Genomic DNA, 15,263 nt, shown 5'->3' with positions numbered 1-15,263 from the left:
GTGCGGACTACCGTTCGGATCGTGATCACCGTCGACGACGTGCGGCGCATCGCTGCGACCCTGCCGCGGTCCTCTGAGGGGGTGGTGCGCGACGAGATCAGGTTTCGGGCCGGCCGGCTGGTCTATGCCGCGTTCTCGCGCGACGAGACGGTGATGGGCGTCGGCTTTCCCAAGGAAGAGCGCGCCGCCATGGTCGCCGCCCATCCCGAGAAGTTCATGCTGCCGCGCACGTCGGAGATGCGATACAACTGGATCCTCGTGAAGCTGGATGCCATCGAGCTCGATGAGCTTCGCGAGTTGGTGATCGACGGCTGGCGGATGTGCGTGCCGAAAAGCGTTGCGGCGACGGTCCCGTAGCGGCTAGATCAGGAACTCGCGCTTGGAATTGCCGTCCCACCGCCGCAGGCCCGTAACAGCCCCACCGATCTCCGGCGGTTTCGCGGCGATCCGCACGGCACGGCCCATCTGAGCCGGCACGACGCGGCGCGCCATGGTCACGTGCGGGGTCCAGCCGTCCGGCTGCGCGTTGGCCATCGGACCCGGATGCAGGAACGCCTGGGACAGTTCGTGCACCTGCGCGTGCAAGTCGAGCAGGGCCGCGGTCGGCACCACGAGCCGGGCCAACACGGCCTTGGTCCGGCCGAAAAACAGCGGCGCCCCGATCCGGCCCGGCAGCGGAAAGCGATCCGTCAGCGATGCCAGCACCGCGTCGACCTCGGCGTCGATCCGTTCAGCGACCGTCAACGTGGTATGCGGGCGACTGGCCGGCGCCTGGCTCGGGATTCCGGCCTCGCGCAACGCATCCCAGATCTGGCGCACCGCCGCCTCGGTGTTGTCGTCGAAGACGAGTTCCACGGAATGGACCATCGCTACCCCAGACTGGCGACCCACACCGGATCGAACCCCGACTTGCTCACGGCCTCGAACTCGGCCGCGCTTACCGCCCCCAGACCGGCAGACAGCACCGCGCGCAGCGGCGCCAGCCTGCTCAGCGCCTCACGGTTGCCCTCCTCGGCCGGACCGGGTTCCGACGGCCACGCACCGATGACCAGACCCGCGCATGGAATACCCTGTGCAGCAAGTGATTCCAGCGTCAGCGCGGTGTGGTTCAACGTGCCGAGGCCCGCGGCGACCACGACCAGTACCGGCGCGCCCAGGTCCTTCGCGACGTCGCGCAGCGTCACGCCTCCGACACCCAGCTCGACGAGCAGGCCGCCGGCACCTTCCACCAAGACCAGCTTCGCCGGTCCCTCGCCGGCGGCACGCACCGATTCGACGAGTTCAGTGCGCGTCGGCAACGCCAAGCCCGCCCGTTGCGCGGCGGCGACCGGCGCCAGCGGTTCCGGGTAACGCCACAAACCACGCAGGTCGGTCACGCCGGATAGCCGCCCGATGTCGGCCAGGTCGTCGTCCTGCGGACTGCCGGTCTGCACGGGTTTGCACACCGCCACGTCGATGCCCGCGAGCCGGGCATGACAGGCCAGCGCCGCAGTCGCCACCGTCTTGCCGACGCCGGTGTTCGTCCCGGTGATGACGACCGTGCTCACGTGCCGGGAAAGAGCACGTCGGTGAGAACCTCACGCGCCAGGGCCATCTCATCCTCCGACAAAGACGCGCGAGCCGTGAGCCGCAGCCGGGAAGTGCCCGGCGCGACCGTCGGAGGCCTGAAGCAGCCGACCCGTACGCCGCGGTCCAGGCACGCCACCGCAGCGGCCAGCGCCACATCCGGCTCACCGAGGATCACCGACACCACCGCGGAGTCGGGGCGCTCGGCGACGTCGCACACCGTGGCGAGTTCCGCCGCGTTGTCCAGCACCGCCTGCGCACGCCACGGCTCGGCGATCAAGACGTTCAGCGCCGCCCACGCCGCACCCACCGCGGCGGGCGCCAACCCGGTGTCGAAAATGAACGGCCGTGCGGCGTCGATCAGATGGTCACGCACTGCCGCCGGCCCCAGCACGACACCGCCCTGGCTGCCCAGCGCCTTGGACATCGTCGTCGTGACCACCACGTCCGGAGCACCCGAAAGTCCGACCTCGTGTACCAGGCCACGGCCGCCTGTCCCCCGCACGCCGAGCCCGTGCGCCTCATCGACGACCAGCAGCGCGCCGTGGCGGCGACACACATCGTGCAGTGCCCGCAGCGGGGCGAGCACACCGTCGGCGGAGAACACCGCATCGGTCACGACGACCGCGCGCTCCTCATCGCGGGCGGCCAGCGCCGCCTCGACGGCCTCGACGTCGCGGTGCGGTGTCACCACCACCCGGGCCCGCGAAAGCCGGCAGGCGTCGACCAGGGAGGCGTGCGTCAGCGCATCAGACACCAGCAGCGAGCCGGCGCCCGAGAGCGAGACGACAGCACCGAGGTTCGCGGTGTAGCCGGACGAGAACACCAGCGCGGACTCGGCGCCGACGAAGTCGGCGAGCGCCCGTTCGAAACCCTCGTGGATCTCGGTGTTGCCGGTCACCAGCCGCGAACCCGTCGCGCCTGCGCCCCAGGTCCGCAGCGCGGACACTCCACCCTCGATGACGTCGGGATGCTGAGACAGGCCGAGGTAGTCGTTGGAGGCCAGGTCGAGTTCGGCGCCGACGGGCGGGCGCGTGTGGAGGGAGCGCCGCAGGCCAGCGGCGCGGCGCTGCTGCTCGACGTCGTCGAGCCACGCCAGCGGCGAAAGACCTGTGCGTGGTGTCACGTGTGCCTCCGGCGAGCCGACTTGAACGGTGTTCAGGCTAACGCAGAGCGCGGTCAGACCGTTAACGGGTTGATTGCCGTCACCAGATGCGGGCGATCAACCCGTTAGCGCACGCGCGACGGCGACCATCGCCGACGAGATCTGGGCGACCTCCTCCGGCGTGCAGATGTACGGCGGCATCACGTAGACGAGGTTGCGAAACGGCCGCAGCCAGACCCCGTGGTCCAGCGCAACGGGCGTCGCGATGCCCAGGTCGACGGGTCGGTCCATCTCGATCACACCGATCGCGCCGAGTACCCGGACGTCGGCCACCCCTGCGAGATCGGCGGCGGGCGCAAGACCGTCGCGCAGGCCCGCCTCGATTGCCCGCACCGACGACCGCCAGTCCCCGGCGAGCAACAGTTCGACAGATGCCACCGAGACCGCGCACGCCAGCGCGTTGGCCATGAACGTCGGCCCGTGCATCAGCGCGCCGGGCTCGTGCGTGCTGATCGTCTCCGCGATCTCGCGGGTGCACAGCGTCGCGGCCAGGGTGAGGTAGCCGCCGGTCAGCGCCTTTCCCACGCACATGATGTCGGGCGTCACGCCCGCATGGTCGGCGGCGAAAAGCTCCCCCGTCCGGCCGAACCCGGTGGCGATCTCGTCGAAGATCAGCAGCACACCGTGGCGGGTGCACATCTCCCGCAGGTCGAGCAGATAGCGCGGATCATGAAACCGCATGCCGCCCGCCCCCTGCACGACTGGCTCGACGATGACGGCGGCCAGCTCGTCGACGTGCTCGACGAGCTGCTTCTCGAATGCCTTCACATAGTCGGCGTCGTACTCGCGGGGCACCGCAGGTGCGAACACCTGCTGGGCCAAAATGTCGGTCCAGAGGGAGTGCATCCCGCCCTCCGGGTCACACACACTCATCGGCGTGAACGTGTCGCCGTGGTAGCCGCCACGCCAGGTCATGAGCCGGTACTTCGCCCCGCGGCCGATGCTGCGCCAATACTGCAGCGCCATCTTGACCGCGACCTCCACCGAGACGGAACCCGAATCGCTGAAGAAGACGGTGTCGAGACCGTCGGGCGTGAGCTGGACCAGCAGTTGCGCCAGCCGTGCCGCGGGTTCATGCGTCAACCCGCCGAACATCACGTGGTTCATGGTGGCCAGCTGGTCGGTGATCGCCGCATCCAGGACCGGATGACCGTGGCCGTGGATCGCGGTCCACCACGACGCCATCGCATCGAGAACCTGCACGTCGCGCCCAACCCGGTGCAGCGTCAACCATGCGCCGCGCGCGCCCGTGGCAACCAGCGGCGGGAACGCTTCCGCGCCGATCGTGCTGTAGGGATGCCAGACGTGGGCGGCGTCGATGGCGCTGATCTCGGCAGGCGTCATGGAAGCCACCTTGGGTAGATTATCCGTCGACCATGATGACCCTCGCCCCTGCCCGTCCGGCACCAACAACCGACCCGGGACCTCCGTCGCGCGCGGCCAAGGCTGCTACGCCTGCACGTGCATCGGGCTATTACCGACACGATCTCGACGGCCTGCGCGGCATCGCGATCCTCCTCGTCGCGGTGTTCCATGTGTGGTTCGGCCGCGTCTCCGGTGGGGTCGACGTCTTCCTGGCGCTGTCGGGCTTCTTCTTCGGCGGACGCATTCTGCGCACCGCGATGACGCCCGGCGCATCGCTGTGGCCGGTGCCCGAGGTCACCCGGCTCGTTCGACGTCTGCTGCCCGCATTGGTCGTCGTCCTTGCGGCGGCGGCCGTGTTGACGATCCTCATCCAGCCCGAAACCCGTTGGGAGACATTCGCAGACCAGAGTCTGGCGAGTCTGGGTTACTACCAGAACTGGGAATTGGCCCACACCGCCTCGGACTACCTTCGCGCCGGCGAGGCCGTCAGCCCGCTGCAGCACATCTGGTCGATGTCGGTGCAGGGCCAGTTCTACATCGCCTTCCTGGCGCTGATTTTCGGGTTCACCCTCCTGTTCCGCCGCGTCTTCCGCCGCCACATGCGGATCGCGTTCGTCGTGCTGCTGAGCGCGTTGACCATCGCCTCCTTCGTCTACGCGATCCACGCCCACAACACCGATCAGGCCACCGCCTACTACAACAGCTTCGCGCGGGCCTGGGAGCTGCTGCTGGGCGCGTTGGTCGGCGCGCTGGTCACGAACCTGCGCTGGCCGATGTGGTTGCGTACGACGGCGGCGGTGATCGGGCTGGCCGCGATCCTCGCCTGTGGCGCCCTGATCGACGGCGTGCACGAGTTCCCCGGCCCGTGGGCGCTGGTTCCGGTCGGCGCCACGATGCTGTTCATCCTGTCCGCCGCGAACCGGGTGGCCGATCCGCACACCGCGGGTCACATGCCCGCCCCCAACCGGCTGCTGGCGACGGCGCCGTTCGTCGCGCTGGGCGCCATGGCGTACTCGCTGTACCTGTGGCACTGGCCGCTGCTGATCTTCTATCTCTCTTACACCGGGCATCGACGCGTCAACTTCATCGAGGGTGCCGTCATCTTGGTGGTGTCCGGGATGCTGGCCTGGCTGACAACGAAGTTCGTCGAGAACCCGCTGCGCTATCGCCCCGCCTCGTCCACCGCCGTCCCGCTGCGGGCCAGATTGCGCAGGCCGACGATGGCGCTCGGCTCGGTGGTTGTGCTGCTGGCGGTGGCGTTGACGGCGACCTCGTTCACCTGGCGCGAGCACGTGATCATCGAACGCTCGACCGGAAAAGAGCTGAGCGGTCTTTCCTCGCGTGACTATCCGGGCGCCCGCGCACTCATCGACAAGGTGAAGGTGCCGAAGCTGCCGATGCGCCCGACGGTGCTCGAGGCCAGGAAGGACCTGCCCCGCACCACCGAGGACGGCTGCATCAGCGACTTCGACAACGTCGGCGTCATCACCTGTAACTACGGTGACGAAACCGCCTCCCGCACCATCGCTTTGGCGGGTGGTTCGCACGCCGAGCATTGGATCACCGCGCTGGACCTTCTTGGCCGGATGCACCACTTCAAAGTGGTCACCTATCTGAAGATGGGCTGCCCGCTGACCACCGAGGAAGTCCCGTTGGTCATGGGCGACAACCGTCCCTACCCGAAGTGCCACGAGTGGAACGAGCGGGTGATGGACAAGATCATCGCCGACCGTCCCGACTACGTGTTCACCACCGCGACACGGCCATGGAACATCAAGCCGGGCGACGTCATGCCCGCCTCCTACGTCGGTATCTGGCAGACGTTGTCCGACAACAACATTCCGATCCTCGCGATGCGCGATACCCCATGGCTGGTGCGCGACGGACAGCCGTACTTCCCCGCCGACTGCCTGGCCGAGGGCGGCAACGCCATCTCCTGCGGAGTCAAGCGATCCGACGTACTGTCTCCCTATAACCCCGCACTCGATTTCGTCAAGCGGTTCCCGTTGCTCAAGCCCCTGGACATGAGCGATGCGATGTGCCGCAAGGACATCTGCCGCGCGGTGGAGGGAAATGTCTTGCTGTATCACGATGCCCACCACATCTCGACTACCTACATGCGCACGATGACGCCCGAACTCGGGCGACAGATCGCGGCCATCACTGGTTGGTGGGTCGACTGATGGCGTCCGACGCGCCGGCGTCGGTACCCACCGTCTGGCCGGGCACCCCCTACCCTCTCGGCGCCACCTACGACGGAGCGGGCACCAACTTCTCGCTCTTTTCCGAGATCGCTGAGCGGGTGGAGCTGTGCCTCATCGGCAAGGACGGCAGCGAGGAGCGGATCAACCTCGACGAGGTCGACGGTTACGTCTGGCACTGCTATCTGCCCACCGTCACCCCCGGGCAGCGCTACGGGTTCCGGGTATACGGACCGTGGGAGCCGGCCGCGGGCCATCGCTGCGACCCGAGCAAGCTGTTGCTCGACCCGTACGGGAAGTCCTTCCACGGCGACTTCGACTTCAGCCAGGCGCTGTTCTCCTACGACCTGAACGCCGAGGACCTCGCGACCGGTGGCACCCCGCCGATGATCGACTCGCTCGGCCACACCATGACCAGCGTCGTGATCAACCCGTTCTTCCAGTGGGTGTCTGACCGCGCGCCGCGTACGCCGTACCACGAGACCGTGATCTACGAGGCGCACGTCAAGGGCATGACGCAGACGCATCCCGGTATTCCCGAGGAGCTGCGCGGAACCTATGCGGGCCTCGCGCACCCGGTGATCATCGACCACCTCAAGTCGCTCAACGTCACTGCGATCGAGCTGATGCCGGTGCACCAGTTCCTGCACGACCATCGGCTGCTCGAACTCGGGCTGCGAAACTACTGGGGTTACAACACCTTTGGCTTCTTCGCACCGCATTACCAATACGCCGCAAACAAGCATGCCGGCGGCGCGGTCGCGGAGTTCAAGACGATGGTGCGCACGTTCCATGAGGCCGGCATCGAGGTCATCCTCGACGTGGTCTACAACCACACTGCCGAGGGCAATCATCTCGGCCCGACGATCAATTTCCGCGGTATCGACAACGCCGCCTACTACCGGCTGCTCGACGAGGACAAGCGCTACTACAAGGACTTCACCGGCACCGGCAACAGTCTGAACGCCCGGCACCCGCACACGCTGCAGCTGATCATGGATTCGCTGCGGTACTGGGTGCTGGAAATGCACGTCGACGGATTCCGCTTCGACCTGGCCGCGACGCTCGCGCGCGAGTTCTATGACGTGGACCGGCTGTCGGCGTTCTTCGACCTGGTGCAGCAGGATCCGGTGGTCAGCCAGGTGAAGCTGATCGCCGAGCCGTGGGACATCGGCGAGGGCGGATATCAGGTCGGCAACTTCCCGGGTTTGTGGACCGAGTGGAATGGGAAGTATCGCGACACTGTGCGTGATTACTGGCGGGGAGAGCCCGCAACACTCGGCGAGTTCGCCTCGCGGCTGACCGGTTCCTCGGATCTCTACGAGGCCACCGGGCGGCGCCCGAGCGCGTCCATCAACTTCGTCACCTGCCACGACGGGTTCACGTTGAACGACCTGGTGTCGTACAACGAGAAGCACAACGAGGCCAACGGCGAGGACAACCGCGACGGCGAGAGCCACAACCGGTCGTGGAACTGCGGCGTCGAAGGGCCAACCGATGACCCCGAGATCCTCGCGCTGCGCGGTAAGCAGATGCGCAACATCATGGCGACGCTGATGCTGTCGCAGGGCACGCCGATGATCGCCCACGGCGACGAGATCGGCCGCACCCAGTCGGGCAACAACAACGTGTACTGCCAGGACTCTGAGATCTCCTGGATGGATTGGTCGCTGTGCGAGAAGAATGCCGACCATCTGGAGTTCACCCGCAAGGTCATCGAGTTCCGCAAACGGCACCCTGCGTTTCGGCGGCGTCGGTTCTTCGAGGGTGCGCCCATCCGCACCGGCGATCAGGTACGCGATATCGCGTGGCTGACGCCTGCCGGCAGCGAGATGACCCCTGAGGACTGGGATTCGGGCTTCGACAAATGCGTCGCGGTATTCCTCAACGGCGACGCGATCCCGGCGCCGAACGAACGCGGCGAGCGCGTCGTCGACGACTCATTCCTGCTGTGCTTCAACTCGCACAGCAAGGCTGTGGACTTCGTCGCTCCCGACATCGGTTATGCCGCCCAGTGGACCGCGGCGTTCGACACCGCCGACGCGACCGGCGAGACCGATCTGGTGGTCGCCGCGGGCGAGAAGCTCACGCTCGCGGCGCGGTCCCTGCTGGTACTGCGTAAGACCGCGTAGCGCATGTCGATTCAACCGCTTTCAACGTATCGGCTGCAGATGCGCGGAGACTCCTTCACCTTTGCCGACGCCGAAAACCTCCTCGACTACCTCGACGCACTCGGGGTGTCGCACTTGTATCTGTCCCCGATCCTGACCGCAGCACAGGGGTCGACACACGGATACGACGTCACCGACGCCACCACCGTGTCGGCCGAACTGGGCGGCGCCGAAGGTTTGGCCCGGCTGTCGTCCGCGGCCCGCTCGCGAGGTATCGGCCTCGTTGTTGATATCGTGCCCAACCACGTCGGGGTCGACGATCCGCAGCAGAACCAATGGTGGCTGGATGTCTTGACGCACGGCCGGAACTCGCCCTATGCGTCCTATTTCGACATCGACTGGGACCTGGACCCGGACGGACGGATCGTGTTGCCGGTCCTCGGTGCCGACGGCGACGATCCGCCGCCCGGCTACCCGGCCGACAGCCCTCACTATCGGGCCATCGGCTGGCGCAATGGGATCTGCGGGTACCGGCGGTTCTTCTCGATCACCTCGCTGGCCGGGCTGCGTCAAGAGGATCGCGCCGTATTCGACGCGACGCATGTGGAGGTCGAGCGCTGGTTCCGCGAAGGACTGGTGGACGGTGTGCGGATCGACCATCCGGACGGATTATCGGACCCGGCAGGTTATCTCGGCTGGCTGCGTGAACTGACCGGACCGGAGGCATGGATCGTCATCGAGAAGATCCTCGCCGTCGACGAGGCGCTGGAACCCACGCTGCCGGTGGCCGGCACCACCGGCTACGACGCGCTGCGCGAAATCGGCGGGGTGTTCATCGATCCTGCCGGCGAGAAGGCTCTCACCGATCTCTACGACTCGGCGGGCTCGGACTACAGCTCGATGCCGGAGATCGCACGCCGGCTCAAGGCCGAGGCCGTCACCGAAACTCTCAAGAGCGAACTGGCGCGGCTGTGTCGCGTGGTCATCGCGGCCGCAGGTACCGACCACACCGACCTCCCCGCGGCCGTGGCGACATTGATCAGCCATATCGAGGTCTATCGCTCTGATTACCAGGCACTTTCGGCGGTGCTGCCGACCGCGATCGCCGCCGCGGTCAGCGAGCGGCCGGAGCTGGCCGCGCCGCTGGCGATCGTTGCGTCGGCGCTGGCCGTCAGCAAGGAAGCCAACGTGCGGTTGCAGCAGTTGTGCGGAGCTGCGACCGCGAAATCGATGGAGGACTGCCTGTTCTACCGCGATGCGCGGCTGGTCTCGCTCAACGAGGTCGGCGGCGAGCCGCGTCGGTTCGGGGTGAGCGTCGCCGAGTTCCACCACCGCGCGTCGGTACGGGCCACGATGTGGCCCCACGCCATGGTCACCCTGTCCACCCATGACACGAAGCGCGGCGAGGATGTGCGCGCCCGAATCGGGGTGCTGTCGCAGGTGCCGTCGCTGTGGGCCGAGCTCGTCGGCAAATGGATGCTGGCCGCCCCGCCCCCTGATCCGGCCACCGGACTGTTCTTGTTGCAGAACATGTTCGGGGTGTGGCCGGTAGACGGCGAGATCCCACCGGCGCTGCGGGACCGACTGCACGCGTACACCGAGAAGGCGATCCGGGAGTCGGCGCTGCACACCAGCTGGAACGATCCGAACGAGGAGTTCGAGTCGGCGGTACACCGGTGGATCGACACCGTGCTCGACGGGCCGATCGGCGCAGAGATAGCGGCAGTCGTGGCTCGGCTCGACCTCCATGCGCGTAGCGATGCCCTCGGTCAGAAGCTGATCTCGCTCACCGCGCCAGGTGTGCCGGACGTATACCAGGGCACCGAACTGTGGGAGGACAGCCTCGTCGACCCGGACAACCGGCGTCCTGTCGACTATGCGGCCCGCGTGGAGGCGCTCAAGACGTTGCGCCATCCGAAGATCCGTGTGGTGGCCGCGGCGCTGCGGTTGCGCCGCGAGCGCGCGGCCAGCTTCACCGAGGGCGGTTACACACCGATGCGCGCCGACGGCCCGGCAGCCGATCATCTGGTGGGGTTCCTTCGCGGCGACGACGTGATGACCGTGGTGAGCCGGCACACGGTGCTGCTGTCGGAAACCGGTTGGGGGGACACGACAATGGCGCTACCGGACGGACGGTGGACCGACCGCATCTCGGGCCGAGAGTTCAGCGGCAGGACCCTGGCGGCCGAGTTGTTCGCCGACCTGCCGGTCGCCCTCTTGGAGCGCACCGATGGCTGAGTTCTCGGTGTGGGCGCCCCTTCCCGACCGGGTTCGGGTCGACGTGGACGGCACGCTGCACGAGATGACCAGGTCCGACGACGGCTGGTGGCGCACCGACGTCGACGCGCCCGCTGGAGCGCGCTACGGGTTCGTTCTCGACGACGACCCGACCGTGCTGCCGGACCCGCGATCGCCGCGCCAACCCGACGGGGTTCACAAGCGGTCCGCGCTGTGGCAGCCGGATCCCGACGCCTGGACCGACGGCGACTGGGCCGGCGCCTCGATCGAGGGCAGGGCCATCTACGAACTGCACATCGGAACGTTCACCCCGGGCGCGACGCTCGACTCGGCGATCGAAAAGCTGGACTATCTGGTCGATCTCGGCGTCGACTTCGTCGAACTGATGCCCGTCAACGCGTTCGGCGGTACGCACGGCTGGGGTTACGACGGGGTGCTGTGGTACGCCGTGCACGAACCGTACGGCGGGCCTGACGCGTTGGTGCGATTCGTCGACGCGTGCCATCGGCGCGGCCTCGGCGTGCTGATCGACGCGGTGTTCAACCACCTCGGCCCGTCGGGGAACTACCTGCCGCGGTTCGGTCCCTACCTGTCGTCGGGCAGCAATCCGTGGGGCGAGTCGATCAACATCTCGGGTCCCGACGCCGACGAGGTGCGGCGCTACATCCTCGACTGCGCACTGCGGTGGATGCGCGACTTCCACGCCGACGGCCTGCGCCTGGACGCGGTACACGCCCTCGTCGACACCACGGCGATCCACATTCTCGAGGAATTGGCGGCCGAAACCGACGCGCTGGCCGAGGAATTGGGCAGACCCCTTTCACTGATCGCCGAAAGCGACCTCAACGATCCGCGGCTCATCACGCCGCGCGACCGCGGCGGCCTCGGGATGACCGCACAATGGGACGACGACATTCACCACGCCATCCACGCCGCGGTATCGGGTGAACGCCAGGGCTACTACTCGGATTTCGGTTCGCTGGAGGCGCTGGCGTCGACGTTGAAGCACGGGTACTTCCACGCGGGTACGTACTCGTCGTTCCGGCACCGCAGACACGGGCGGCCACTGGACACGGCGACCATTCCCGCCACCCGACTGCTGGCCTACACACTCACCCACGACCAGGTGGGCAATCGAGCCTGCGGTGATCGACCGTCGCAGAACCTGACGTTCGGCCAGTTGGCGGTCAAAGCGGCGCTAGCGATCGGATCACCCTATACCGCAATGCTTTTCATGGGCGAGGAATGGGGATCGTCGTCCCCGTTCCAGTTCTTCACCTCACATCCCGAGCCCGAACTGGCCAGAGCCACCGCCGAGGGCCGCAAACGCGAGTTCGCCGAACACGGCTGGGACGCCGACGAGATCCCCGACCCGCAGGACCCGCAGACCTACGAACGATCCAAGCTGAAGTGGGACGAGCGCGGCGACGATGAACACGCCCGGTTGCTGCACTTCTACCGCGGACTTCTCGCGCTGCGGTGCACCGAACCCGATCTGGCCGACCCGTGGCTGGACGATCTGCGGATCGACTACGACGAAGACGCCCGATGGTTCGTCATGCACCGCGGCGCGTTGGCGATCGCGTGCAATCTCGGTGCGGAACCCGTCGATCTACCGGTCAGCGGCGACGTGGTGCTGACCTGGGACGAACCGACGGCCGGCACCTCAACCACCCGGATACCGGGTCACTCGGTCGCCGTTCTCCGCCGAAACTGAAGCTTTACAGCGGATCTCAGAGCAGGTAGCGGTACGCGGGCGAGCCCGGTTCCAGCGCCTCGACGTGAATGTGGGACGCCTGCATCCTCGCCATCAGGCCGTCGAAGTCGCTGGCCGAGCCGAGTTCGATGCCGACCAGAGCCTCACCGGTTTCGCGGTTGTTGCGCTTGACGTACTCGAACAGCGTGATGTCGTCGTTGGGGCCGAGCACCTCGTCGAGGAACCGCCGCAGCGCACCGGGCTCCTGCGGGAAATCCACTAGGAAGTACTTCTTAAGCCCGAGGTGCACCAGCGAGCGCTCGAGCACCTCGCCGTAGCGGGAGACATCGTTGTTGCCGCCCGAGATCACGCACACCACGGTCGATCCCGGTTCGAGCTGCGCCTCCATCAGCGCCGCTACCGACAGCGCGCCCGCGGGTTCGGCGATGATGCCCTCGTTCTGGTAGAGGTCGAGCATCGCGGTGCACACCGCGCCCTCGGCCACCGTGGTGATCGACACCATGTCGCCCGCCGCTGCGAGTGCGGCGAAGGTCAGATCGCCCGCGCGGTTCACCGCGGCACCGTCCACGAACTGGTCGACGTCGTCCAGGGTCACCGGCTCCCCCGCGGCCAACGCCGCGATCATCGCCGCCGCCCCCGCGGGCTCGACCCCGAGCACCGACGTGTTGTTGGTGCGTTCGGCGAGATAGGTCGTGATTCCTGCGATGCATCCGCCGCCGCCGACGGGGACGATCACCAGGTCCGGTTCAGCGTCGAGTTGGTCGAGGATCTCTGCGGCGATCGTGCCCTGCCCCGCGATCGTGCGCAGATCGTCGTAGGGCGGAACCAGGGTGGCACCCGTGCGGGCGACATCCTCGAGCGCGGCCGCCGCGGCCTCGTCATACGTGTGGCCGACCATGATCAGCTCGATGAACTCACGGCCGTGGTACCGGATGCGGTCGCGCTTCTGCTTCGGGGTCTTGCCCGGCACGTAGACCCGGCCGTGGATACCCATCGACCGGCAGGCCATCGCGAACCCCTGCGCGTGGTTACCCGCCGACGAGCACACCACGCCGGCGGCGATCTCCTCGGCGGACAGCTGCATCAGCAGGTTGTGGGCGCCGCGCAGCTTGTAGGACCGCACGGCCTGCTGGTCTTCACGCTTGAGGTAGACGTTCGCGCCGGTGACCTCCGACAGCCGCTCGCTGTACTGCAGCGGGCTGCGCATCACCACGCCGGAAATTCGCTGAGCAGCCTCGTCGATGTCGGCCGCGGACAGCGGCGACGTTCTCGGGCTCTGGCTCAGTTCAGCGGTCACCGATCAATGGTGCCACCAACCCGGCCTTTTTCTTAAATGGGGCCGTCAGGCGCCGACCCGCCCACGGGCCCGATTCATAGCCTGACTAGGGAAATTGATCGCCCTCATCCGGTGTTTCGGTTGCCCGAAAACTTGCTTACGAGCTATCGTCAAACCATGACCGTACGCGACCAAGTCAGCATCGCCGGGGTGCCCTGGCCGGTGTACAAGGTGCTTGCGCTCGCGGTGGCGGCCATCGTCGCAGTCATCGTGGCCGTCGCGACAACGAGTGCAGCGCCGGCCGTGCTCGCAGCCGCTGCTGCAGGCACGGTCGTGTGGCTGGGCCTTGGCGCCTTTCAATCGACTGAGTGACAAGTAACGACAAGCAGGCCCTCCCGTCGGGAGGGCCTGTCGCGTTCTATGCCTCCACCAGACGCTTCAACGTCGTCAGGTCCGCGGCGACCGCCTGAGCATCGGCATCGAACTGCTCGTCGGTCATCCCCTCGCGCTGCCGCACGGCGAACGTCACCTCACACCGCTCCTCATTCACCCCACCGGGGACGACGCGCATCGGGTTGTACACCTTGTCCCCCGTCGGCAACCCGACCACGTGGTCCAGCACACCGAACGTGTTCGGTGGTGAGAACTCCACCGTCACGGTGCCCATCGGCGAATCCGCGACCCAACCATCGGCTTCCTGGCGTAAACCGCCCTCGGCCAGCCCGGCAGCCCATTGCGGCCAGGTCTGCGGATCCGCGGCGAACTCGTAGACCACCTCTGGTGCAACGTCGATCCAAATACTGACGTGTCGCGACTGCATACCTTCATGGTGGCGCACACACTTTCCTGGTGGACACGACCCCCGAACCTTCGAATCCAGTCGAGGAATTCGTCCGTCGCGCCGAGCGCCTGGCCTCCGGGGCCGACGAACGCGTTCCCTCGTGGTTGCGTTCCGGTGACCCCGAGAACCGAATACCGGTGTTGATCGCCCTGCTCGTGGCCATCGGCCTGCAGCTCGCCATTCCGAGGAGTTACACGGTGGTGCCGCGGTGGCCGCTCATCGTCCTCGAGATACTGCTGGTCGTCGTGCTTGTCGGGCTGAACCCGCTTCGGTTGTCGAGGCGCACCAGGTCCGGCCAGTGGGCCAGCTATCTGCTGTTGGCGGCCATCACGCTGGACAACTCGCTGTCCGCGCTGTTCCTGAACATCCGCATCCTCACCGGCGACGTGAGCAATAACGCCGCGGTACTGCTCGGAAGCGGCGGCGCGATATACGTCACCACAGTCATCGCGTTCGGGATCTGGTACTGGGAGCTGGACCGCGGCGGGCCGTTCGCACGACGCGAGGGGCGCAAGCCCTATCCCGACTTCATGTTCCCGCAGATGACGGAACCTGAACTGGCGCCGCCGAACTGGCGACCGGAGTTCTTCGACTACCTGTACGTCAGCATCACCAACGTGGTGGCGTTCTCACCGACCGACACCATGCCGATGACCCGGCGGGCAAAGATGTTGATGACGGGGCAGGCGGTCATCTCGTTCACCACGTTGGGGCTCGTAATCGCAAGAGCGGTGAACGTTTTGGGCTGAACGTTCAGCGTCGAAACCGGAGTACGGTCGCAGT

The 15,263-nt window shown here is 66.9% G+C and carries 13 protein-coding genes; 7 read left to right on the top strand and 6 right to left on the bottom strand.

Going from position 1 to position 15,263, the window contains the following annotated elements; translation table 11 throughout:
* Positions 1–21 precede the first annotated feature (21 nt).
* Positions 22–357, top strand: a complete 336-nt coding sequence (locus H7J93_RS05130) for an MmcQ/YjbR family DNA-binding protein (RefSeq protein ID WP_267305210.1) — start codon at positions 22–24, stop codon at positions 355–357.
* Positions 358–360: 3 nt separating this feature from the next.
* Here the strand turns inward: H7J93_RS05130 and H7J93_RS05125 are convergent, their stop codons facing one another.
* The 4 genes from H7J93_RS05125 to H7J93_RS05110 all read right to left on the bottom strand — a co-directional run bounded on the left by H7J93_RS05125 (position 361) and on the right by H7J93_RS05110 (position 4,075).
* Positions 361–867, bottom strand: a complete 507-nt coding sequence (locus H7J93_RS05125) for a 2'-5' RNA ligase family protein (protein ID WP_267305209.1) — start codon at positions 865–867, stop codon at positions 361–363.
* Positions 868–869: 2 nt separating this feature from the next.
* A complete protein-coding gene (gene bioD / locus H7J93_RS05120; protein WP_267305208.1) occupies positions 870–1,547 on the bottom strand; it encodes a dethiobiotin synthase in 678 nt (225 codons plus the stop codon).
* On the bottom strand, positions 1,544–2,692 hold the full coding sequence (locus tag H7J93_RS05115; protein ID WP_267305207.1) for an 8-amino-7-oxononanoate synthase: 1,149 nt from the start codon (positions 2,690–2,692) through the stop codon (positions 1,544–1,546). The genes bioD and H7J93_RS05115 overlap by 4 nt, the downstream gene beginning before the upstream one ends.
* Before the next feature lie 96 nt (positions 2,693–2,788).
* The gene (locus H7J93_RS05110; protein ID WP_267305206.1) at positions 2,789–4,075 is read right to left on the bottom strand and encodes an adenosylmethionine--8-amino-7-oxononanoate transaminase; all 1,287 of its coding nucleotides are present in this window, start codon (positions 4,073–4,075) and stop codon (positions 2,789–2,791) included.
* A 32-nt stretch (positions 4,076–4,107) separates the two neighbouring features.
* Between H7J93_RS05110 and sucT the strand changes: the two genes are divergently transcribed.
* Genes sucT through treZ form a run of 4 tightly spaced genes read left to right on the top strand, consistent with a single transcriptional unit; the run spans position 4,108 to position 12,363 of the window.
* On the top strand, positions 4,108–6,279 hold the full coding sequence (sucT, locus tag H7J93_RS05105; RefSeq protein ID WP_267305205.1) for an acetyltransferase SucT: 2,172 nt from the start codon (positions 4,108–4,110) through the stop codon (positions 6,277–6,279).
* The gene (glgX, locus tag H7J93_RS05100; protein ID WP_267305204.1) at positions 6,279–8,429 is read left to right on the top strand and encodes a glycogen debranching protein GlgX; all 2,151 of its coding nucleotides are present in this window, start codon (positions 6,279–6,281) and stop codon (positions 8,427–8,429) included. The genes sucT and glgX overlap by 1 nt, the downstream gene beginning before the upstream one ends.
* Before the next feature lie 3 nt (positions 8,430–8,432).
* Positions 8,433–10,646 (top strand): malto-oligosyltrehalose synthase, encoded by a 2,214-nt coding sequence (gene treY / locus H7J93_RS05095; RefSeq protein WP_267305203.1) that lies wholly within the window; start codon positions 8,433–8,435, stop codon positions 10,644–10,646.
* A complete protein-coding gene (gene treZ / locus H7J93_RS05090) occupies positions 10,639–12,363 on the top strand; it encodes a malto-oligosyltrehalose trehalohydrolase (RefSeq protein WP_267305202.1) in 1,725 nt (574 codons plus the stop codon). Before treY ends, treZ begins: the two co-directional genes overlap by 8 nt.
* A gap of 16 nt (positions 12,364–12,379) precedes the next feature.
* Here treZ and ilvA read toward each other — a convergent pair whose 3' ends face one another.
* On the bottom strand, positions 12,380–13,660 hold the full coding sequence (ilvA, locus tag H7J93_RS05085; protein WP_267305201.1) for a threonine ammonia-lyase IlvA: 1,281 nt from the start codon (positions 13,658–13,660) through the stop codon (positions 12,380–12,382).
* A 156-nt stretch (positions 13,661–13,816) separates the two neighbouring features.
* Between ilvA and H7J93_RS05080 the strand changes: the two genes are divergently transcribed.
* A complete protein-coding gene (locus tag H7J93_RS05080) occupies positions 13,817–14,011 on the top strand; it encodes a hypothetical protein (RefSeq protein ID WP_267305200.1) in 195 nt (64 codons plus the stop codon).
* Between the two features lie 46 nt (positions 14,012–14,057).
* Here the strand turns inward: H7J93_RS05080 and H7J93_RS05075 are convergent, their stop codons facing one another.
* Positions 14,058–14,459: an SRPBCC family protein gene (locus tag H7J93_RS05075; protein WP_267305199.1), complete on the bottom strand. Its 402-nt coding sequence runs from the start codon at positions 14,457–14,459 to the stop codon at positions 14,058–14,060.
* 29 nt (positions 14,460–14,488) lie between these two features.
* Between H7J93_RS05075 and H7J93_RS05070 the strand changes: the two genes are divergently transcribed.
* Complete coding sequence (locus H7J93_RS05070; RefSeq protein ID WP_372507785.1) at positions 14,489–15,229, top strand: hypothetical protein; 741 nt, start codon at positions 14,489–14,491, stop codon at positions 15,227–15,229.
* Positions 15,230–15,263: the final 34 nt, after the last annotated feature.

The sequence above is a fragment of the Mycobacterium barrassiae genome (assembly GCF_025822765.1).
In the GTDB taxonomy this organism is placed as follows: Bacteria; Actinomycetota; Actinomycetes; order Mycobacteriales; family Mycobacteriaceae; genus Mycobacterium; species Mycobacterium barrassiae.
Note: the sequence above shows the minus strand (reverse complement) of the source record. Positions and strands in the feature narration are given on the sequence as shown.